21 protein-coding genes are annotated in these 20,741 nt (G+C 71.4%); 12 read left to right on the top strand and 9 right to left on the bottom strand.

The genetic code is table 11. From position 1 onward, the window contains the following. Positions 1-210 precede the first annotated feature (210 nt). Entirely contained in the window at positions 211-822 is a 612-nt protein-coding gene (locus AB0E67_RS01645; protein ID WP_362019532.1) for a PepSY domain-containing protein, read from the bottom strand. A gap of 116 nt (positions 823-938) precedes the next feature. On the opposite strand from AB0E67_RS01645, the gene AB0E67_RS01640 reads away from it, so the two are divergent. Further along, positions 939-1,604 carry a response regulator transcription factor gene (locus tag AB0E67_RS01640; protein WP_362019529.1) on the top strand — a complete coding sequence of 222 codons (666 nt, stop codon included), beginning with the start codon at positions 939-941 and terminating at the stop codon, positions 1,602-1,604. Beyond that, a complete protein-coding gene (locus AB0E67_RS01635; RefSeq protein ID WP_362019526.1) occupies positions 1,601-3,064 on the top strand; it encodes a HAMP domain-containing sensor histidine kinase in 1,464 nt (487 codons plus the stop codon). Before AB0E67_RS01640 ends, AB0E67_RS01635 begins: the two co-directional genes overlap by 4 nt. 170 nt (positions 3,065-3,234) lie before the next feature. Here the strand turns inward: AB0E67_RS01635 and AB0E67_RS01630 are convergent, their stop codons facing one another. The 4 genes from AB0E67_RS01630 to AB0E67_RS01615 form a co-directional block, all read right to left on the bottom strand. Beyond that, positions 3,235-3,717, bottom strand: a complete 483-nt coding sequence (locus AB0E67_RS01630) for a MarR family transcriptional regulator (protein WP_362019523.1) — start codon at positions 3,715-3,717, stop codon at positions 3,235-3,237. Between the two features lie 125 nt (positions 3,718-3,842). Continuing rightward, a complete protein-coding gene (locus AB0E67_RS01625) occupies positions 3,843-4,607 on the bottom strand; it encodes an AIM24 family protein (RefSeq protein WP_362019520.1) in 765 nt (254 codons plus the stop codon). Then, a complete protein-coding gene (locus AB0E67_RS01620; RefSeq protein ID WP_362019517.1) occupies positions 4,604-5,254 on the bottom strand; it encodes an AIM24 family protein in 651 nt (216 codons plus the stop codon). Before AB0E67_RS01620 ends, AB0E67_RS01625 begins: the two co-directional genes overlap by 4 nt. After that, positions 5,254-5,886 (bottom strand): AIM24 family protein, encoded by a 633-nt coding sequence (locus tag AB0E67_RS01615; protein ID WP_351525493.1) that lies wholly within the window; start codon positions 5,884-5,886, stop codon positions 5,254-5,256. Before AB0E67_RS01615 ends, AB0E67_RS01620 begins: the two co-directional genes overlap by 1 nt. 293 nt (positions 5,887-6,179) lie before the next feature. Between AB0E67_RS01615 and AB0E67_RS01610 the strand changes: the two genes are divergently transcribed. Both AB0E67_RS01610 and AB0E67_RS01605 read left to right on the top strand, forming a co-directional pair. Then, a complete protein-coding gene (locus AB0E67_RS01610; protein ID WP_362019514.1) occupies positions 6,180-6,530 on the top strand; it encodes a DUF3817 domain-containing protein in 351 nt (116 codons plus the stop codon). Then, complete coding sequence (locus AB0E67_RS01605; RefSeq protein ID WP_073792111.1) at positions 6,527-6,823, top strand: MTH1187 family thiamine-binding protein; 297 nt, start codon at positions 6,527-6,529, stop codon at positions 6,821-6,823. Before AB0E67_RS01610 ends, AB0E67_RS01605 begins: the two co-directional genes overlap by 4 nt. A gap of 182 nt (positions 6,824-7,005) precedes the next feature. Here AB0E67_RS01605 and AB0E67_RS01600 read toward each other — a convergent pair whose 3' ends face one another. Then, complete coding sequence (locus AB0E67_RS01600) at positions 7,006-8,007, bottom strand: DUF5937 family protein (protein ID WP_362019512.1); 1,002 nt, start codon at positions 8,005-8,007, stop codon at positions 7,006-7,008. A gap of 74 nt (positions 8,008-8,081) precedes the next feature. Between AB0E67_RS01600 and AB0E67_RS01595 the strand changes: the two genes are divergently transcribed. The 4 genes from AB0E67_RS01595 (at position 8,082) to AB0E67_RS01580 (ending at position 12,356) form a co-directional block, all read left to right on the top strand. Next, positions 8,082-9,527: an MFS transporter gene (locus tag AB0E67_RS01595; protein WP_362019509.1), complete on the top strand. Its 1,446-nt coding sequence runs from the start codon at positions 8,082-8,084 to the stop codon at positions 9,525-9,527. Between the two features lie 10 nt (positions 9,528-9,537). Further along, entirely contained in the window at positions 9,538-10,047 is a 510-nt protein-coding gene (locus AB0E67_RS01590) for a MarR family transcriptional regulator (RefSeq protein ID WP_362019506.1), read from the top strand. 168 nt (positions 10,048-10,215) lie between these two features. Then, entirely contained in the window at positions 10,216-10,548 is a 333-nt protein-coding gene (locus tag AB0E67_RS01585; RefSeq protein ID WP_362019503.1) for a DUF3817 domain-containing protein, read from the top strand. A 107-nt stretch (positions 10,549-10,655) separates the two neighbouring features. Beyond that, positions 10,656-12,356 (top strand): methylmalonyl-CoA mutase family protein, encoded by a 1,701-nt coding sequence (locus AB0E67_RS01580; protein ID WP_362019500.1) that lies wholly within the window; start codon positions 10,656-10,658, stop codon positions 12,354-12,356. Positions 12,357-12,492: 136 nt separating this feature from the next. Here the strand turns inward: AB0E67_RS01580 and AB0E67_RS01575 are convergent, their stop codons facing one another. Next, on the bottom strand, positions 12,493-13,122 hold the full coding sequence (locus AB0E67_RS01575) for a TetR/AcrR family transcriptional regulator (protein WP_351520837.1): 630 nt from the start codon (positions 13,120-13,122) through the stop codon (positions 12,493-12,495). Between the two features lie 315 nt (positions 13,123-13,437). Between AB0E67_RS01575 and AB0E67_RS01570 the strand changes: the two genes are divergently transcribed. The 4 genes from AB0E67_RS01570 to AB0E67_RS01555 all read left to right on the top strand — a co-directional run bounded on the left by AB0E67_RS01570 (position 13,438) and on the right by AB0E67_RS01555 (position 17,653). Next, the gene (locus AB0E67_RS01570; RefSeq protein WP_362019497.1) at positions 13,438-14,412 is read left to right on the top strand and encodes a tetratricopeptide repeat protein; all 975 of its coding nucleotides are present in this window, start codon (positions 13,438-13,440) and stop codon (positions 14,410-14,412) included. 621 nt (positions 14,413-15,033) lie between these two features. After that, complete coding sequence (locus tag AB0E67_RS01565; protein ID WP_362019494.1) at positions 15,034-15,675, top strand: DUF6230 family protein; 642 nt, start codon at positions 15,034-15,036, stop codon at positions 15,673-15,675. Between the two features lie 96 nt (positions 15,676-15,771). Further along, positions 15,772-16,344, top strand: a complete 573-nt coding sequence (locus AB0E67_RS01560) for a DUF6114 domain-containing protein (RefSeq protein WP_362019491.1) — start codon at positions 15,772-15,774, stop codon at positions 16,342-16,344. Then, a complete protein-coding gene (locus tag AB0E67_RS01555) occupies positions 16,334-17,653 on the top strand; it encodes a hypothetical protein (RefSeq protein ID WP_362019488.1) in 1,320 nt (439 codons plus the stop codon). The genes AB0E67_RS01560 and AB0E67_RS01555 overlap by 11 nt, the downstream gene beginning before the upstream one ends. Before the next feature lie 343 nt (positions 17,654-17,996). Here AB0E67_RS01555 and pyk read toward each other — a convergent pair whose 3' ends face one another. Next, on the bottom strand, positions 17,997-19,427 hold the full coding sequence (gene pyk, locus AB0E67_RS01550; RefSeq protein WP_362019485.1) for a pyruvate kinase: 1,431 nt from the start codon (positions 19,425-19,427) through the stop codon (positions 17,997-17,999). Positions 19,428-19,501: 74 nt separating this feature from the next. Then, a complete protein-coding gene (locus tag AB0E67_RS01545; RefSeq protein ID WP_362021372.1) occupies positions 19,502-20,719 on the bottom strand; it encodes an acetate kinase in 1,218 nt (405 codons plus the stop codon). Positions 20,720-20,741: the final 22 nt, after the last annotated feature.

Here is a 20,741-nt window from a genome sequence, read left to right as displayed (position 1 = left end):
CGCCCCACCCGCCGCCACCGGCGGCCCCCAACGATCTGGGGACCGATGGGGAGCGGGCTCGCGCCGCCTGCGACTCCGCTTGCGGCGTTGTCGTCGGTTGTCGATGCGCCGCATCGACCCCCTCCTCCGCCTTGCGATCGAAGCCGCATGACGACGCTCCCTGATCCGCTCCCTGTCGCTCCCTCAGGTCGTAACCCCGGGCGCGAGACCTCAGTCGTCGTCCTGGTCGTCGTGGTGGTTGCCCTGGGCATCGCCGTCGTCCGACCGGTCCGCCGTGACCTTCCCGGTCCTCGCGTCGACGTTGAGCTCGTGGTGCGTGCCGTTCTCGCCCCGGACCTCGACCTCCCAGTGCGACGCCCCGCCCCGGCCGTCGTGGTCGTCGTCCAGGCCGACCGACGTCACCGTGCCCGGTGCTGTCCCGAGCGCGGCCCTGACGGCGGCGTCCAGGGAGACGGAGGCCGAGCGGGGGGCGTCCGCGCCCCGGCCGTCGTGGTCGTCGGCGGCATGCGTGCCGAGCACCGTGCCCCTGCCCGCGTCCACCGTCACGTCGTGCCACCTGCCGTCGGATCCGTACACGTCCAGCTCCCAGACGACCGTGCCGTCCTCGTCGTCCAGCTCGGCCTCGGCGACCGTGCCCGGGACGGCCTTGACGGCGGCGGCCGTGGCGCCCCCGATGTCCACGCGGGCGGTTCCGGCGCCCGGCGCGCTGCTGCGGGCGGCGTCGCGGTCGTGTCCCTCGTCGTCCGCGAAGGCCACGACGGTGGCGGTCCCGCCGCCGACGAGCACGGCCGCGGCGACGGCGGCGACGATCCTGCGCTTCATGGGGTACCTCCCGGTCGGGTGTCGGTATCGACGGGTCCCACACTGCCGGGGTGATGCTGAACGCAGCCTGAAGGAGGCTGAAGCCGCCTTCAGGGTCGGTTTGCGACCCTGGATCCATGCGCCTTTTGATCGTGGAGGACGAGAAGCGGCTGGCGGCGTCCCTGGCCGGCGGGCTCACCGCCGAGGGCTTCGCCGTGGACGTCGTGCACGACGGTCTCGAAGGGCTGCGCCGGGCCGCCGATGGCGCGTACGACCTCGTCGTCCTCGACATCATGCTGCCCGGGATGAACGGCTACCGGGTCTGCGCCGCCCTGCGCGCCGCCGGACACGACGTGCCGATCCTGATGGTCACCGCGAAGGACGGCGAGTACGACGAGGCGGAGGGCCTGGACACCGGGGCCGACGACTATCTGACCAAGCCGTTCTCGTACGTGGTGCTGGTCGCCAGGATCCGGGCGCTGCTGCGGCGCCGGGGCGGCGGTTCCGGCTCGCCGGTGGTCACCGTCGGCGCGCTGCGCATGGACACCGCCGCACGCCGGGTCCGTCTCGCCGGAACCGAGATCCCCCTCACCACCAAGGAGTTCGCGGTGCTGGAACAGCTCGCGCTGCGCCCCGGACAGGTGGTGAGCAAGGCGGACATCCTGGAACACGTCTGGGACTTCGCCTACGACGGCGACCCGAACATCGTCGAGGTGTACGTCAGCGCGCTGCGGCGCAAGCTCGGCGCGGCACTCATCCGCACGGTGCGGGGCGCCGGGTACCGGCTGGAGGAGGCGCCGTGAGGTCGGTACGCGCCAGGGCGGCGCTCGGCGCCACCGCCGTCGTCGCGCTCGCACTGGTCGGGGCCGGGCTCGCCGTGCTCCTCGTGCTGCGCGCGAACCTCACCGGCCAGGCGGGTCTCCAGGCCGAGGTGGTGGCCCGCGAGGTCGCCGGGCAGCTCGCCCTCGGCGTGCCGTACGACCGGCTGGAGACGCGCGACGAGGAGGACCACCCGGTCCAGGTGACGGACGAGGACGGGCGGGTGGTCGCCGTGTCGAAGGACCTGGAGGCGATCTCCGGGACCGGCACGGACCGCGTCACCCCGGTCCCCTCCACCGCACCGGCGAGCCCCGACGGCTCCGCTCCCGGCTCCGGGGGAGACGACGAGTCGGACGACGGCGACGACGGCGGCGGTCGCCCCGAACCCGGCCGGGGCGAGGTCGACTCCGACGAACCGGACTTCGACAACGGCACCGCCACCGTCGACGGCGAGACGGCCGACTACCGTTTCGCGTCCGTGCGGGCGACCACCCCCGCCGGGACGACCCTGACCGTCCACGCGGGTGCCCCGCTGGCGGCCGAGCGGGAGGCCGTCGGCAGCGTGCGCACCGCGATGCTGGCCGGGCTGCCGGTGCTGCTCGTCGTGGTCGCCGGGGTGACCTGGCTGGTGACCCGCCGGGCGCTGCGCCCGGTCGAGGGCATCCGCCGGGAGATGGCCGCGATCACCGCGTCCGAGGACCTGAGCAGGCGGGTGCCGGAGCCCGGCTCCCGGGACGAGATCGCCCGGCTGGCCCGTACCACCAACGAGACACTGACGGCCCTGGAGGCGTCGGTGGAGCGGCAGCGGCGTTTCGTCGCCGACGCCTCGCACGAGCTGCGCAGCCCGATCGCCTCGCTGCGCACCCAGCTGGAGGTGGGCGCCGCGCATCCGGAACTGCTGGACCTGCCGGGGGCCGTCGCCGACACCGTACGGCTCCAGGCGCTGGCGGCCGATCTGCTGCTGCTGGCCCGGCTGGACGCGGGGGAGCGGCCGGGCCGCACGACGCTCGACCTGGGAGTGCTGGTCCACGAGGAGGTCTCCCAGCGCACCGGCGACCGGATCGCTCCCACGGTGCGCGTACCGGACTCCGGTGGTCTCGAAGCGACCGGCTCCCGGGGGCAGTTGGCCCGGGTGATCGGCAATCTGCTGGACAACGCCGAGCGTCACGCGGAGCACGTGGTGACGGTCTCGGTATGTCGGGAGCGCGGCGGGGTCGCCGTCGCGGTCACCGACGACGGGGCGGGGGTACCGCCGAACGAGCGTGAACGGGTATTCGAACGCTTCGTACGCCTCGACGACGCCCGTAGCCGGGACGAGGGCGGCGCCGGGCTGGGTCTGGCCATCGCGCGTGATGTCGCCGTACGGCACGGTGGCCGGCTGACGGTGGGCGACGCCCCGGAGGGCGGCGCGTGCTTCGAGCTGTGGCTGCCGGCCGCCGACTGATCCGGACGGCCCGCCCTCACCCCGTGCCGTGGGCCCCACCTCGCCCGTGGGATCGTGCCGCTCGCGAGGTCACGCCGTGCGCGGTTCGTCCCGCCCGCGGGGCCGGGCGGCCCGCGGGGGCGCGTCGCCCGCGAGCTCGCATCGCCCGCGGTCGGATCCTTCCGCCGCGGTCAGATCTTTCCGCGTCGGCCGCGCAGATGCTCGGCCACCGGGGTCAGTGCCGTGTGCAGGTTGTCCAGCGCCTCCGGCGTCAGCAGGTCCATGAAGTGCTTGCGCACCGACGCCACGTGGTGCGGCGCCACCTTCCGCATGGTCTCCGCGCCGTGCTCGGTGAGGACGCCGTACAGTCCGCGCCGGTCGGACTCGCAGTTCTCCCGGCGGACCAGGCCCGCGTTCTCCATGCGGGTGATCTGGTGCGAGAGCCTGCTCTTGGACTGCAGCGTCGCCGTGGCGAGGTCGCTCATGCGCATGCGCTGACCCTCCGACTCCGAGAGGTTGACCAGGATCTCGTAGTCGTTCATGGTCAGGCCGAAGGGCTGGAGGTCCTTCTCGAGCTGGTGCATCAGCAGTCTGCTGACCTCCAGATGGGTGCGCCAGGCGCACTGCTCCGCGTTGTTCAGCCAGCGGGTGGCGGTCTCGGTCTCGGTCTCCATATGACGATTCTACCTAAGAAGTTGAAAGACGGACGAAGTAAAGGTGCGGCGTCCGCGGTACGGGCTCGAACGCGGCTCGGAGCGCGGGGTGCGGGCGCCCGGCGTCACAGTGCGCAGGCTACCGTTCACCAACCGAAGCGACGCTGGAGGTCCCCGAGCTGACCGGACGGACGGTGTGAGGCGCCGGGTTGACCCGAGCCGCCCGGCACCCCCGGCTGGGGCGGTGTCGCGCCCGTCGGCTGGTCGGGCAGCAGCGCCTCGGACGACTGGAGCAGGACCGTACCCGCGCCGACGAACTCGAACTGGTGCTCCTCGCCCGAGGTGCCGCCGATCCCGGTCAGCGCCCGCAGGCCGCCCAGCACGCCCGTCAGATACCCGTGGTCGTAGTGGTGGCACGGCGAGGGGCAGTCCGCCCAGCCCACCAGTGCCTGCGGGTCGACCCGGAGCGGCGGCTCCATGAAGACCACCGGGCCGTTGGACGCGGCCACGAACTTCCCCGTGCCGATCAGCGTCAGGAACCCCGGCACGATCGACTGCTTGAGCGCCAGGGACGGCTGGAACGCCAGCAGGTTGCCCGAACGGATCGTCAGGTTCCCGTCCTCCAGGTCGTACGAGTTCACGTCGAACGCCCGGTCCGCGAGCAGCATCTTGCCGCTGCCCTCCGCCACCACCCAGTCGCTCGCGTGCAGCGGCGAATGGAAGCTCGTCCGCAGCAGCCGCTCGAAGCGGCCGTGGCCGACGCCGTCGAACTCGATCCGCCCGTAGTAGGCGATCATCTTGCCCTTCTGCAGGAACCACTGGCTTCCGGCCAGCTCCACGCAGAACGTGTACGCGTTGACGTTGTCGTCCGAGGGCAGCGTCATCGGGTCGAAGACGACGGGCGTGCTCACAGCTTCTCCTCCGATGCCTGGACATAGACCGTGCCGCTGCCGCTCAGCTCCAGCTGGAACGCCTCGCCGGAGCCGCGTCCCACCATCTCGCGCCAGCCGAGCGCGGCGGAGAGCTTGTTGCGCACATTGCCGTGGTGCGCGACGTACGCCTGCGGGTCCACGTGCACCTCGTCGCCCGGGGTGATCGGCAGCTCGATCACCCCGCCGTGGGCCATCACGGCGACCGCCCCATGGCCCGTCAGCGTCGTGGTGAACAGGCCCTGGCCGGTCACCTGGCCGCGCACCATGCCCATCACCCCGCCCTGCGAGCCCATGAACATGGTGGACTGCTGGAGCGAGCCGTCGAAGGCGAGCAGCCGGTCGGCCTCGACGTACAGGGTGTCCCCGGACAGCTCGATCACCTGGATGTGATGGCCGCCGTGGCCGAACATCACCGTGCCGTTCCCCTCGACCGTCATCAGCGGGGTCGCCTCGCCCGCCACCCGGCGGCCGATCATCGACAGCATCCCGCCCTGGCCGCCCTGGATGTTCGGGGTGAACGAGACCTCGCCGCGGTAGGCGAGCATCGCGCCCCGCTGGCTGTACAGCTTCTGGCCGGGAACCACCGTCGCCTCGACCATCTTCGCGTTGATCTCACGGAACGGCATCAGAGTTCGCCCCCCAGGGTGTTGCGCTCGCTGGGCTGGACGTACACGATCCCCTCGCCCTCGAACCTCATCTGGAACGCCTCGCCCGAGCCCTCGCCCATCAGCGTCCGGAAGTTCACCCCGGACTGGAGGTGCTGCCGCAGATCCCCCTGGTGGGCGATGTAGGCGCCGGGGTCGACGAACAGCGGGTACTGCGGTGAGACCCGCAGCCCCACGGCCGCGCCGTCCGACACGATCGCCACCTGACCGGTGCCCTCGACGGTCGTGGTGAACAGCCCGTTGCCGCTCGCCCCGCCGCGCAGGCCGGTGAAGGTGGTGCCGGTGCGCAGGCCGGCGTCGGTGCAGAGCAGATTGCTCGCCTCGACGTAGAGCTTGTCGCCGTGCAGGGAGACCAGGCTGATCTCGCTCGCGCGGTCGGCGAAGTAGCAGGTGCCCTTGCCCGTCACCTGCATCACGGACATCTGCTCACCGGTCAGCCGGCGCGTCACCATGCCGCGCAGCCCGTCGCCGCCGCCGGTCATCTTCTTGAACGTCATCCGGCCGTCGTACGCGACCATCGAACCGTTCTTGGCCTTGACGGCGTCGCCGTTCAGGTCGACGGCCAGAGTTCTGCTGCCTTGAAGTCGGAACATCGCCACCCGCCCGACGGTATCCGCAGCGTCCCGGCCCGGACAGGGCCCGGAGGCCGAACAGCGCCCCTGAATCACCCCTGATGCACACCCGGTACCGAATCCGCACAGACCCGGGACGAATCGCCTCGGGCGCACGCCGGAGGCGCACGACGACGGGACGCGCCCCCGGCGTGCGCGCGCGTGACCGGGGACATACGCCCCCGGCGCCGGAGACCGCCCGCGCCGATGCCACAATGGGGGCGCTTGTGCCCTCGTTCACAAGCAGTCACGACCCTCCCACCGAAGGTGCCCTCGTGGACATCAAGACCGCTACCGCCCTGCACCGGCTGCGCCTCATCTCGATCCCCGAAGCGCTCTCCTTCCCGGCGCTGATCATCTTTGGCTCGATCCTCAGCCGGGTCTCGGACATCGAATTCCTGATGATGCCGCTCGGCATCCTGCACGGTGTGCTCTTCGTGATCTACGCCGTGCTGCTGCTCGACGTCTGGTCCAAGACCAAGTGGCCGCTGAAGCGGGTCGCGCTCTTCTTCCTGCTCGCGCTGCTGCCGTTCGGCGGGCTGTACGGGGACAAGCTGCTCAAGCGCTACGAGGCCGACGGCGTCATCGCCGCCCGGGCCCGCCGGGAGGGAGTGGTGGGCGCGTGATCGTCGCGTTCTCGGTCAGCCCGCTGGGTGTCGGCGAGGACGTCGGCGAGTACGTCGCCGACGCCGTCCGGGTCGTCCGCGAGTCCGGGCTGCCCAACCGCACGGACGCCATGTTCACCTCCGTCGAGGGCGAGTGGGACGAGGTCATGGACGTCGTCAAGCGCGCCGTCGCCGCCGTCGAGGCCCGCGCCGGACGGGTCTCCCTGGTGCTGAAGGCCGACATCCGCCCGGGTGTCACCGACGGCCTGACGTCCAAGGTGGAGACCGTCGAGCGGTACCTCTCGGAGGGCTGACCCCGCCGTACGGCGCACGCCCTGCGGCCTCGCGCAGGCGTGCGCCCGCGCGAGGCCGCGTTCCCACGCCGGGAGCGCGCCCGCACGTAGCCGTGTCCCCGCGCCGAGGTGTGCGCCCGCGCGCAGCCGTACGGCGTGCGCGAACCCGGGGCAACCCCTGGCCGCCGCCGGGGGTTCCCTCGTCATTCCTGCCCGTCGTGGCACTCCGGCGCGGCCAGGGCGATCCCGAGCGGGGTCCGCTCGTACAGCACCTGGTGGCCGTACCGCCGCGACGTGAGCAGCCCCGCCGCGCGCAGCACCGACAGATGCTCCGACACGGAGGAGAGCGCGAGGCCCAGCCGGTGGGCGAGCGCACTCGTCCCGGCCGGCTCGTCGAGCGCGCACAGGACCTCGGCCCGTCCCCGCCCGAGCAGCCGCGCGAGCGCCTGCGGGGTGCGGTCGGCGGAGCGCGTCCACAGCCCTCCGATCCCGCGCGCCGGATAGATGATCGCCGGCTGCCACGGCGGTTCGAAGCCGCTCACCGCGTCCGGCCAGGAGAAGACGCTCGGGATCAGGACCAGCCCCTGACCGCCCAGTACCCGGCTGTGCCGCCCCTGTGTCCCGACGATGGTGAGCGCCGACTCCGACCAGCTCAGCTGGGGGCTCAGCTCTCCCAGCAGCCGTTCGAAGCCGACCGCCGCGAGCCGCCGCGAGTGGTAGGCGATGTCCGCCTCCAGCAGGGCGCGCAGCCGCGGCCAGTGCGGTTCGACCAGTACCTGCCAGGCCCGTTCCAGCAGATCGGCCAGGACCCGCACGGCCTGGGCGGGATCGGCGAGCAGCGCCTGTGCGATGGGGGAGCGCAGTGCCTCCGGACGGCCCGCCAGCGTCAGTTCGAGGTCCTGGCGGACGAGCTGCGGATCGAGCGAGCGCACCACCGCGATCTCCTCCTCGAAGGAGAGAACCGGACCGGCCGGCGGTGGGTTGAAGAAGTCCGGGGTGTGCCCGCTCCGGGGCATCAGCAGCCACAGCGGTCCCAGATCGAGCCCGGCCGCCGCCTCCCGGATCAGCCGCAGCCACGGCAGGTGGTAGCCGTGCCGGTAGGGCTGGGCCAGCACGCGCACCGCGGCCTGCGTCTCCCCGAGCGGCGAGAGCGCGAACCGGCAGCGCAGCAGATCGCTCTCGTCGAGGTGCAACTGGAACGACATGTGCCGCCCTCCGTAGACTTTCGGCCAGGGCCGAAAGTCTACGGAGGGCGGCCCCGGACCAGCAGGCTGCGCCCATGCCGAGAAACACCGGGACCGCAGCGCAGTCCCCGCCCGAGAACCGCACCACCGTGCCGTCCGTCGCCCGCACCGCCAGCAGCCCCCGCACCCCTCGCGGATACCGTGCCGTCTTCGCCGTGCGGGAGTTCCGGGCGGTCTTCGCCGCGCATCTGCTCTCCCTCCTCGGTGTCGTCGTCAGCGAACTCGCCCTCACGGTCCTGGTGTACGGCCTCACCGGCTCGCCCCTGCTCAGCGCCCTCACCTTCGCGCTCGGTTTCCTCCCGTACCTCGTCGGGGGCACGCTCCTCGCCGGGATCGCCGACCGGTATCCCGCCCGCAGGGTCCTCGTCACCTGCGATCTGGTGTGCGCGGCGTGCGTCGCGGTGATGGTGCTGCCGGGCACCCCGGTCGGCGGGCTGCTCGCCCTGCGCTGCCTGGTCGCCGCGGTGTCGCCGGTCTTCACCGGGACACGGATGGCCGCGCTCACCGAGATCCTGGGCGACGGCGACCGATACGTCCTCGGCCGCTCGCTGCTGCGGATCGTCTCGCAGAGCGCCGTGCTCATCGGCTTCGGCGCGGGCGGGATGCTGCTCGCCGTGGTGACCCCGCGCGGCGCGATCACCATCACCGCCGTGACGTTCCTCTGTTCGGCGGCGCTGCTCCGCTTCGGCACCCGTGCCCGGCCGGCCAGGGCGGGCGCGGGTGCCGAAGCGGGCGGCGGCACGCTTCTCAAGGAGTCCCTCACGGGGGCCCGCGGCCTGCTCGGGAACCGCCGGATCCGCGCCCTGATGCTGCTGTTCTGGGTGCCGCCGCTGTTCCTCGTCGCGCCCGTGGCGCTCGCCGCCCCGTACGCGGACGAGATCGGGGTCGGGTCGGCCGCGCTCGGGCTGCTGATGTGCGCGATGCCGGTCGGCCGGATCGCGGCGGAGCTGTACGTGGGCACCGCGCTGTCGCCCCGGCTGCGCTCCGCGATCGTGCTGCCGGCCGCGGCCCTGCAACTGCTGCCCCTGGCGCTGTACGCGTTGCGCCCCGGAGTGGCCCCGGCCGCGGTCGTTCTGGCGCTGGCGGGTGTCGGCGGGGCGTACGTCATCGGCCTGGACAAGTGGTTCGTCGCGGCCGTACCGGAGTCGCTGCGCGGCCGGGCCATGACCGTGCTCACCGCCGGGATGATGACGCTCCAGGGCGTCGGCATGGCCCTCGCCGGGCTCGCCGCCGAGTTCTTCCCCGTGCACCACGTGGTCGCCGGGGCGGGAGCGCTCGGCGTGCTGTGCCTGCTGCCGCTCGTACGGGAGGCCCGGAGGACCGCCCCCGCCGATCACCCGGCCGGGGCCCGGGACGAGGTCCCGCCCGGGCCCCGGGAGGCGGCCACGGCCGAAGTCCGGGACGGGGCCGCGACCGAACTCCGAGACGAAGCCCGGACCGAAGTCCGAGACGAGGCTGACCAGCATATGACCAGTGGGTAAGGTCGGTTGCGTGCCGAAGCCGCTCAGTCTCCCCTTCGATCCCATCGCCCGCGCCGACGAGCTCTGGCAGCAGCGCTGGGGGCCGGTGCCCTCGATGGCCGCGATCACCTCGATCATGCGTGCGCAGCAGATCCTGCTCGCCGAGGTCGACGCCGTGGTCAAGCCGTACGGGCTCACCTTCGCCCGGTACGAGGCGCTGGTGCTGCTGGCCTTCTCCAAGGCGGGCGAGCTGCCCATGTCCAAGATCGGGGAGCGGCTCATGGTCCACCCCACGTCCGTCACGAACACCGTGGACCGGCTGGTGCGCTCCGGCCTGGTGGACAAGCGGCCCAACCCGAACGACGGCCGGGGCACCCTCGCCTCCATCACCGACAAGGGCCGCGAGGTCGTCGAGGCGGCGACCAAGGACTTGGTCGACATGGAGTTCGGGCTCGGGGTCTACGACGCCGAGGAGTGCGCGGAGATCTTCGCCATGCTGCGGCCGTTGCGGATCGCGGCCCAGGACTTCGAGGAGTCGTAGGGCGGCCCCGGACGGGGGCCGCCGGGAACCGCGCGAGGGCCTTGGAACGAGGGCTTCGAGGAGCCGTGCGGCGGCCCCGGTCCGGGGCCTCGGGGAAACCGTACGGGGGCGTTCCGACACCCCGGCCCGCTGCAAGATCGCCACAGGCGTCCGGTTACGCTCGATGCCATGAAACGCAGTGTGCTGACCCGGTACCGGGTGATGGCCTACGTCACCGCTGTCATGTTGCTGGTGCTCTGCACCTGCATGGTCTTCAAGTACGGCTTCGACACGGGCGAGGGCCTGACGCTCGTCGTCTCCCAGGTCCACGGCGTCCTCTACATCATCTACCTGGTCTTCGCCTTCGACCTCGGTTCCAAGGCGAAGTGGCCGGTCGGCAAGCTGCTCTGGGTGCTGATCTCCGGCACCATCCCGACGGCCGCGTTCTTCGTCGAGCGCAAGGTCGTCCGCGAGGTCGAGCCGCTGGTCGCCGACGCCTCCCCGGCGACGGCCGAGGCCTGAACCGACGGGTCGCGGCCCGGCCCCGCGACCCCACCGAACCGCCCCGTGCCAGGCACCGGGCGGTTCCCCATCGACATTTACTAGGACGTCCTAGTAAATTCGATGGTATGGACGCTGACGCGATCGAGGAGGGCCGCCGCCGCTGGCAGGCCCGTTACGACAAGGCCCGCAAGCGTGACGCGGACTTCACGACGCTCTCGGGAGACCCGGTCGAGCCCGTGTACGGCCCCCGCCCCGGGGACGCGTACGAGGGCTTCGAGCGGATCGGCTGGCCCGGTGAGTACCCCTTCACCCGAGGGCTGCACCCGACCGGCTACCGGGGGCGCACCTGGACGATCCGCCAGTTCGCCGGTTTCGGCAACGCGGAGCAGACCAACGAGCGCTACAAGATGATCCTCGCCGCGGGCGGCGGCGGGCTGAGCGTCGCGTTCGACATGCCGACGCTGATGGGCCGCGACTCCGACGACCCCCGTTCGCTCGGCGAGGTCGGGCACTGCGGGGTGGCCATCGACTCCGCGGCGGACATGGAGGTCCTCTTCCGGGACATCCCGCTCGGCGACGTCACGACGTCCATGACGATCAGCGGACCCGCCGTGCCGGTCTTCTGCATGTACCTGGTCGCCGCCGAGCGCCAGGGCGTCGACCCGTCCGTCCTCAACGGCACGCTCCAGACGGACATCTTCAAGGAGTACATCGCGCAGAAGGAGTGGCTCTTCCAGCCCGAGCCCCACCTGCGCCTCATCGGCGACCTCATGGAGCACTGCGCCCGCGGGATCCCCGCCTACAAGCCGCTCTCCGTCTCCGGCTACCACATCCGCGAGGCCGGTGCGACGGCCGCGCAGGAGCTCGCGTACACCCTGGCCGACGGCTTCGGGTACGTGGAGCTCGGCCTCTCGCGAGGGCTGGACGTCGACACCTTCGCGCCCGGGCTGTCCTTCTTCTTCGACGCGCACGTCGACTTCTTCGAGGAGATCGCCAAGTTCCGCGCGGCCCGCCGGATCTGGGCCCGCTGGATGAAGGAGACCTACGGGGCGAAGACCGACAAGGCGCAGTGGCTCCGCTTCCACACCCAGACCGCCGGTGTCTCGCTCACCGCGCAGCAGCCGTACAACAACGTCGTACGGACCGCGGTCGAGGCGCTCTCCGCGGTCCTCGGCGGCACCAACTCGCTGCACACCAACGCCCTCGACGAGACCCTCGCGCTCCCCTCCGAGCAGGCCGCCGAGATCGCGCTGCGCACCCAGCAGGTGCTCATGGAGGAGACCGGCGTCGCCAACGTGGCCGACCCGCTGGGCGGTTCCTGGTACGTCGAGCAGCTCACCGACCGCATCGAGGCCGACGCCGAGAAGATCTTCGACCAGATCAAGGAGCGCGGCACGCGGGCCCACCCCGACGGACAGCACCCCGTCGGACCCATCACCTCCGGGATCCTGCGCGGCATCGAGGACGGCTGGTTCACCGGCGAGATCGCCGAGTCCGCCTTCCGCTACCAGCAGGCGCTGGAGAAGGGCGACAAGCGGGTGGTCGGCGTCAACGTCCACCACGGCTCGGTCACCGGCGACCTGGAGATCCTGCGTGTCAGCCACGAGGTCGAGCGCGAGCAGGTCCGGGTGCTCGCCGCCCGCAAGGACGCCCGCGACGACGCGCGGGTCGGGGCGGCGCTGGACGCGATGCTGATCGCCGCCCGTGACGGCTCCAACATGATCGGGCCGATGCTCGACGCGGTACGCGCCGAGGCCACGCTCGGCGAGATCTGCGGGGCCCTGCGCGACGAATGGGGCGTCTACACGGAGCCGGCCGGCTTCTGACGCACGTCCGCAGGTCCCGTCGCACGCGAAGACCGCCGGTCCGGCCCACGCGGGTGCACGGCCCGGCCGGCGGCCCCGCGCACGCGGTGTGTCCGACGGGACCGGCGGTCCGGCGCCCGGGGGAGCGGGGTGCGGCTCACGCCTTGGCGGCCGCGCCGAGCCCTCCGAGCAGCAGCACGGTGAAGCGGTGGGCCCATTCCGCGTCGATGGGCTCGGCGCTCACCAGGGCCCGGTGCACGACCGCCCCGGCGATCACGTCGAAGATCAGGTCCGCGGTCCGGCTCGCCGGGCCGTCGTCCTGTTCGACGGGCAACTCGCCCCGCTCCTGGGCCCGTCGGCGGCCCTGGAGCACCAGCCGCTTCTGCCGGTTCACGATCGAGTCGCGGATCCGGGTCCGCAGCGCCTCGTCCCGGGTCGACTCCGCGACCACCGCCATCAGCGAGGTCCGGGTCTCGGGCCGCTCCAGCAGTGCCGCGAACTGGAGCACCACCGCCTGCACATCGGCCGCCAGACTGCCGAGGTCGGGCAGCTCCAGCTCGTCGAAGAGGACCGCGACGGCGTCCACCACCAGCTCGTTCTTGCCCGCCCACCGCCGGTACAGGGTCGTCTTGGCGACCCCGGCCCGCGCCGCCACGTCCCCCATCGTCAGCTTCGACCAGCCGAGATCGACCAGGGAGGCGCGGGTCGCCTCCAGGATCGCTTCATCGGCCGCGACGCTGCGCGGGCGTCCCGTTCGTGGGGATTCGGGGCGGCTGCGGCTCAGCATGCCGCGACCATACCGGTCAGTAAGTAGAACCGGACGGGCCCGAGCACCGTGAGACAGATCACCGGATGCCCCTGTGCGCGGAGGGGGTGGGGCAGTTACGCTACGGGTCGTAGCGTAAGGCGGCGGTCACGCCGTTCCCGACGCCACGACCGAACGACAGCCACAGGCACCGGGTGGGGACCCGGCGCCGACCGGGCCATTCAGGGGCCCTCGGACCGCGTCCGGCCGTCCACCCCGCACACCGGCGGGACCGCGGACGGGTGCGGTTCGGCCATCGCTTTCCGTATCGGCGCACCGAGGGGGGAGGATGTACGTATGCAGCCTAGGAACATGTCCATGAGCGGCGTCGTCGACCTCGCCGCGGTGAAGGCGGCCGGTGAGGCCAAGGCCAAGGCGGAGCAGGCCCGCGCCGATGCCGCCCGGCAGGGGGGCGCGGGCGCCGTACCGCCGTCCGCCCTGGTGATCGACGTCGATGAGGCGGGCTTCGAGCGCGAGGTCCTCCAGCGCTCCACCGAGGTCCCGGTCGTCCTCGACTTCTGGGCCGAGTGGTGCGAGCCGTGCAAGCAGCTGGGCCCCTTGCTGGAGCGTCTGGCCCAGGAGTACAACGGCCGCTTCGTGCTGGCCAAGATCGATGTCGACGCCAACCAGATGCTGATGCAGCAGTTCGGCATCCAGGGCATCCCGGCGGTCTTCGCCGTCGTCGCCGGGCAGGCCCTCCCGCTCTTCCAGGGCGCGGCCCCCGAGGCCCAGATCCGTCAGACGCTCGACCAGTTGATCCAGGTCGGCGAGGAGCGCTTCGGCCTCACCGGCATCACGGTCGACCAGGACGCCGCCGAAGCGGCCGACCAGGCTCCGGCCGAGGTCCCCGCCGGTCCGTACGACGCCCTCCTCGAAGCGGCCGTGCGGGCCCTGGACGCCAACGACTTCGCCGGTGCCGTGCGGGCGTACCGGAACGTCCTGGCCGACGACCCGTCCAACACCGAGGCCAAGCTGGGCCTCGCCCAGGCCGAACTGCTCTCCCGGGTCAAGGAGATGGACGCGCAGCAGGTGCGCAAGGACGCCGCCGAACGGCCGGCCGACGTCGCCGCCCAACTCGCCGCGGCCGACCTGGATCTGGTGGGCGGTCATGTCGAGGACGCCTTCGGCCGGCTCGTCGAGACGGTGCGCCGCACCTTCGGCGACGACCGGGACGCCGCGCGGGTCCGGCTGCTGGAACTGTTCGAGGTGATCGGCCCCGAGGACCCGCGGGTGACCGCCGCGCGCACGGCGCTGGCGCGTGTCCTGTTCTGACGCGACGCGGGTCTTGTACTGATGTGACAACGCGGCCGCGGTGCCCCTCGGGGTACCGCGGCCGTTTTCGCGAACGGGCGATAAGAGACGGCCCCCCTTTACCAAATCTTGATAAAGGGACTGCCTGTTACTGGCAGTAAATCACCCCTCGGTTTCTGTCCGATAAGGAACCGAATCTCACCTTTCGCCCTTCCGTTCGATGCCACCCTGTGTGGCCGGGCGGTGTCACGCTGCCGCGCCCTGTTCATCACGCCATTACCAGTGAGTAACGAACCCCTTGTGCGGCGGGCGGGAATGCACCACGATCGGCCACGCTCGGTCCAATGACGCCAAGCCCGGCCGCCAGCCGGTGCGGTGGCGCCGTTGGGTCCCCACCGAGTGGGCCGGTGGCAGTGACACCGGCTCCGGACAGGGGGGTTCCTGCCGTCCGGCAGGGCCTGTCCGATCGGGCCGCGCGACTGCGCGGCCGGTGGTTGTCGCTCGGGGGTGATCGCCGGTGATTCGGGCGCGGTTCCCGCCTCCGTACGCGGGCGCTCTCCTTACCGAGGACGTAGCACTTCTCCCATCCCAGGACGGGCTCGGCCCGTACCGGAGATGTACGTCCGAGAAGGAGGAAAGAGAATGAGTTCCCAGGTTCGTGGCGGCACGAGATGGAAGCGCTTCGCTCTGGTCATGGTGCCGAGCGTCGCCGCGACCGCCGCGGTGGGTGTCGGTCTCGCGCAGGGCGCCCTGGCGGCGTCGTTCAGCGTGTCCGGCCAGGAGTTCAAGGTGACCGCGGGCACTCTCGTCGGTCAGGACTTCGTGCAGTACGGCTCCGTGGCCACCGGCAAGACCCTCGACGGCAAGGACGCGGCGCACGCCGTCGCCGTCTCCGGCTTCAGTGATGCCACGATCACCAACATGTGCCAGTCGGTGGTCACTCCGAACCTTCCGTTCGGTCTCGGCACCGTCACGCTGCGGCTGTCGGCGGGTACGGACCCGGAGAAGCCGGTCAAGGCGACCAACCTGTACCTGGACGTCGCCCAGCTCGACGCGGACGCCGAGTTCAAGAACATCGACATCGGTGTGGCGGCGGGCGATGTCGGCAAGCCGGGCATCCAGCCCGGTACCGAGAAGAAGGTCAACCCGAACGGCTTCGCGCAGCGTGCCGAGGAGGCCAAGCTGAGCAACGTGAGGCAGACGGCGTGGGCGACCACCGCCGGAACCTTCAAGCTCACCGACCTGAGCCTGCGGTTGAAGTCGGGCAACAAGCCTTGCTACTAGGGCATATGCCTGGGTGGCCGGGGCGCCCGCGAGGGATCTCCGGCCACCCGTTCCTTCTCTTCTCACAGCAGTACCGGTTCCAGGGAGCTGTTTTCCATGAGCCCCGAGTCCACAGGGCAGAACGAGCACTTTCTCCGTGTCTTCCGGCGCGAATTCCGCACCTGGCGGGGTAACCGGCCGTTCTGGGCGGGCCTGTTCACCATGATGGGCGGACTGCCCATCGCGTACTTCCCGTACGCCAACATGCACCTCGGCAACGTCACCCTGGCGATGTCCACGACGGCCGGCGCGGGTTCGCTGATCATCGGCGTCCTGCTGGTCACGCTGGGCCTCACCATGTGGTTCCACCACATCGTGAGAGTGTTCGCCGGAATCGCCACGATCCTGCTGGCGCTGGTCTCCATACCCGTGGCCAACATCGGCGGCTTCCTGATCGGCTTCCTGTTCGCCCTGCTCGGCGGCGCGCTCTCCGTCTCCTGGGCCCCCGGGGAGCCGGAGCCCGAAGCCCCGGACACCGGCATACGGGGCGGGGAGTTCGACGAGGCCGGTGCGGGGACACCGGAGTCCGGCCCGGACCTGCGCAAGGCGGCGGTGGTGCCCCAGCGGAAGCCGGAACAGGACGACGACGCGACGGTCGAGGCCGACGGCGGGAGGCATCGTGCGGGGTGACGAGACACAGCTGAACTCGACCGGGGAGGACCACCGGACGAGAACCGGACCGCGCCACGCTGCCCCCAGGAAGTCGTTGCTGACGAAGCTGCACATCCCCGCGGGCAAGGCGTTCGCGCTCGCCGCGATGCCGACAGCCGTCTTCGTGGGCATGGGGCTGACGCCCCGGCTCGCACTGGCCGACGACAACTCGGACATCCCCTTCGCGCCCGGCCCCTGCGTGACCCGCTCCGACGAACCGAGCGAGTCGCCGTCCCCGTCCGGGTCGGAGACGAAGTCCCCGTCGCCGTCCGCCACCGACTCCGGGGGCAAGGACGAGGACGAGGCGCCGAAGCCCTCGGTGACTCCGTCGGCGGACGACGCGGCGAAGTCCGGGACCGAAACCGGGTCCGGGGCCGAGTCCGAGGCCGCTTCCGATGCGCGCACCGCCGATTCCCCGGCCGCCACGCCGAGCGCCACGCCCACCCCCACGAAGTCGAAGAACCCGCTCGACCCGCTGGGTGTCGGCGACGCGCTCAGGGACCTGTTCGGCATCCCGGACAAGGAGGCCGCGGACCCGTCCTCGTCACCGTCCGCCGGGACCGAGTCCCCGAAGCCGTCGTCGAGCGACTCCGCCGGGCCCGAGCACAAGCCCGCGGACCCGGCGAAGAAGTCCACGGATCCGGCGGACCCGGCGAAGGAGACCGGTGACAGGTCCGCCGCCGCCATCCGTGAGGCCGCGGAGAAGGCCGGGGCGCCCGTCGAGGAACTCGACGAAAGCGTCACGGGTCTCGACGCCAAGAAGGACGAGGACATCCCGGACGGCGCCAAGCCGCGCTTCCCGTGCCCGACCGCCGACCCGAAGGCACTGGCCGCGGCCGACCTGGAGACGGGCGTGCCGCTGCTCCCCACCGACCCGTGGATCCTGGACAGTTCGCTGCTCACCCTGAACGGGCTGGACTACAAGGGCATCGTCGAGGTGAAGACGTACGACGGCACCGTCAAGAAGGTGCTGAAGTTCACCGCGAGCTCCATCGACATCAAGGACCTCCACCAGAAGACGGTTGGCCCGAACGGCACCACGGGCCATGTCGAGGCGCGCAAGGGCTCCACGTCCACCATCCGCAACGGCACGGTGACCATGTACACGGAGGAGCTGAAGGGCAATCTCTTCGGCCTCATCCCGGTCACGTTCAGCCCGCAGAGCCCGCCGCCGCTGAACGTCCCCTTCGCCTTCTTCACCAAGGTCAAGGTGACCCAGGCCGGCCAGTTCGGCGGCACGCTCACGGTGCCGGGACTGCACAACTACTTCACCGGCGGCAACAGCTAGTGCCGCTCCCGGCACTAGCCGACACCGACCCGTTCGGGAGCCGCACCGCACTGCGGGCCGTGCCCCTCGCAAGAGGGACACGGCCCGCAGTCATGTCGTACGAGCGTGTCGGGGCACCGCGCCGCACCGCCATGGCGGGGACCGCAGAGGTGCTGCCCGGACACGGGCTACGTGCAAGGCGCGCAGCAGCAGGCGGAAGGCGTCGTGGAGGAGCCGGGCGTCACGGCGTACCAGGAGCACCGCTTCCGGTTCCAGCTCCTCCACGAACTGACCGGCCACGACCTCCGCCTCCGTGGAGGCGTCCAGTCTCCAGTCCTGGTGGGACGGACCGGTCCATCGGGCGTCAGTCGCGCGCCCGGCCGCCCACGTGGTGCACGCGCACCATGTTCGTGGTGCCGGGGATGCCGGGAGGCGAGCCGGCCGTGATGATCATGGTGTCGCCCGCGTTGTAGCGGCTCAGCTTCAGCAGCTCCGCGTCGACCAGGTCGACCATCGCGTCCGTGTTGTCCACGTGCGGGACGACGTGGGCTTCGACGCCCCAGCTCAGGGCGAGCTGGTTGCGGGTGGACTCGTCCGTGGTGAAGGCCAGGATGGGCTGGGCCGCGCGATAGCGGGAGAGGCGGCGGGCCGTGTCACCGGACTTGGTGAACGCGACCAGCGCCTTGCCGTTCAGGAAGTCCGCGATCTCGCAGGCGGCGCGGGCCACCGAACCGCCCTGGGTACGCGGCTTCTTGCCCGGGACCAGCGGCTGGAGGCCCTTGGAGAGCAGCTCGTTCTCGGCGGCGACGACGATCTTCGACATCGTCTTGACCGTCTCGATCGGGTACGCGCCGACGCTGGACTCGGCGGAGAGCATGACCGCGTCCGCACCGTCCAGGATCGCGTTGGCGACGTCGGACGCCTCGGCGCGGGTCGGCCGCGAGTTGGTGATCATCGACTCCATCATCTGGGTCGCCACGATCACCGGCTTGGCGTTCCGTCGGCAGAGCTCCACCAGGCGCTTCTGCACCATCGGGACCTTCTCCAGCGGATACTCCACGGCCAGGTCGCCGCGGGCCACCATCACACCGTCGAAGGCCATGACGACCTCCTGCATGTGCTCGACCGCCTGCGGCTTCTCCACCTTGGCGATGACGGGGACCCGGCGGCCCACCTCGTCCATCACCTTGTGGACGTCCTTGATGTCGTTGGCGTCCCGCACGAAGGAGAGCGCCACCAGGTCGCAGCCCATCCGCAGCGCGAACCGCAGGTCCTCGACGTCCTTCTCGGACAGCGCCGGGACGTTGACCGCCGCACCGGGCAGGTTGATGCCCTTGTGGTCGGAGATGACACCGCCCTCGATGACGATCGTCCGGACCCGGGGGCCCTCGACCGCGACGACCTTCAGCTCGACGTTGCCGTCGTTGATCAGGATCGGGTCGCCCTTGGCGACGTCGCCGGGCAGGCCCTTGTACGTCGTGCCGCAGATCGACTTGTCACCGGGCACGTCCTCCGCGGTGATGGTGAACTCGTCCCCGCGGACCAGCTCGACGGGCCCCTCGGCGAACTTCCCCAGGCGGATCTTCGGGCCCTGGAGGTCGGCGAGCACACCCACGGCGCGGCCGGTCTCGGCGGCGGCCCGGCGGACCAGGTCGTAACGCCCCTGGTGCTCCTCGTGGCTGCCGTGGCTGAAGTTGAAACGGGCCACGCTCATGCCGGCCTCGATCAGCGCGACGAGCTGCTCGTGCGAGTCGACGGCGGGGCCGAGCGTACAGACGATTTTGGAACGGCGCATGAGGCGGATCCTATCGGTTTGTTTAGCAACGGAATATTCCGTCTGGCGGAAGGTACAAAGGGGCGCGGGGGTGCTCAGTTGTCGTTCCGTCCGACGAGTGCGAAGGTCTGGACGGCTATCTCCAGCTCCTCGTCCGTCGGTACCACCGCGACCGCCACCCGCGCGCAGTCCGGCGAGATCAGCCGCGGCGCACCGGACCGCACGGCGTTCAGATCCGCGTCCACCGCCAGGCCGAACCCCTCCAGTCCGGCGATCGCAGCCTCCCGCACCGGCGCGGAGTTCTCCCCGACCCCCGCCGTGAACACCACCGCGTCCACCCGCCCGAGGACCGCCGAATAGGCGCCGATGTACTTCTTCAGCCGGTGCACGTAGATGTCGAAGGCCAGCGCCGCCCGTTCGTCGCCCTCGTCGACCCGGCGCCGGATCTCCCGCATGTCGTTGTCGCCGCACAGCCCGACCAGACCGCTCCGCTTGTTGAGCAGGTCGTCGATCTCGTCCGCGGACATCCCCGCCACCCGCTGGAGGTGGAAGGTGACGGCCGGATCGATGTCGCCGGAACGCGTGCCCATCACCAGCCCCTCCAGCGGGGTCAGGCCCATCGACGTCTCCACGCACCGGCCGCCCGCCACCGCCGACGCGGAGGCGCCGTTGCCCAGGTGCAGCACGATGACGTTGACGTCCGCGGGAGCGCGTCCCAGCAGCTCGGCGGCCTTGCGGGAGACGTACGCGTGCGAGGTGCCGTGGAAGCCGTAGCGCCGGATGCGGTGCGCGTCGGCGGTCTCCACGTCGATCGCGTACCGCGCCGCGGACTCCGGCATCGTCGTGTGGAACGCCGTGTCGAACACCGCCACCTGCGGCAGGTCCGGGCGCAGTGCCTGGGCGGTACGGATGCCGAGGAGGTTCGCCGGGTTGTGCAGCGGGGCCACCGGGACCAGGCGCTCGATCTCGTCCAGCACCTCGTCGTCGACCACCACCGGCTCGGTGAACCGCAGGCCGCCGTGCACCACCCGGTGGCCGATCGCCGCCAGCTCGGGGGAGTCCAGGCCCAGCCCGTCGGCCGCCAGTTCGTCGGCCGCCGCCTTCAGCGCGGCCTCGTGGTCGGGGATCGGGCCGGTGCGCTCGCGCCGTTCGCCGGTGCCTCCCGCCAGCGGGGTGTGCACCAGCCGGGACGTCTCCTCGCCGATGCGCTCGACCAGCCCGGCCGCCAGCCGGGAGTGGTCGGTCATGTCCAGGAGCTGGTACTTGACCGACGAGGAGCCGGAGTTGAGGACGAGTACGCGATGCGGCGCCATGGGCGGGGTGCCCTCCGGGATC

This window comes from Streptomyces sp. NPDC032161, from assembly GCF_040636995.1.
Lineage (GTDB): Bacteria > Actinomycetota > Actinomycetes > Streptomycetales > Streptomycetaceae > Streptomyces.
The sequence above is the reverse complement of the archived record's forward strand: the minus strand, read 5'-3'. Positions and strand labels throughout refer to the sequence as shown.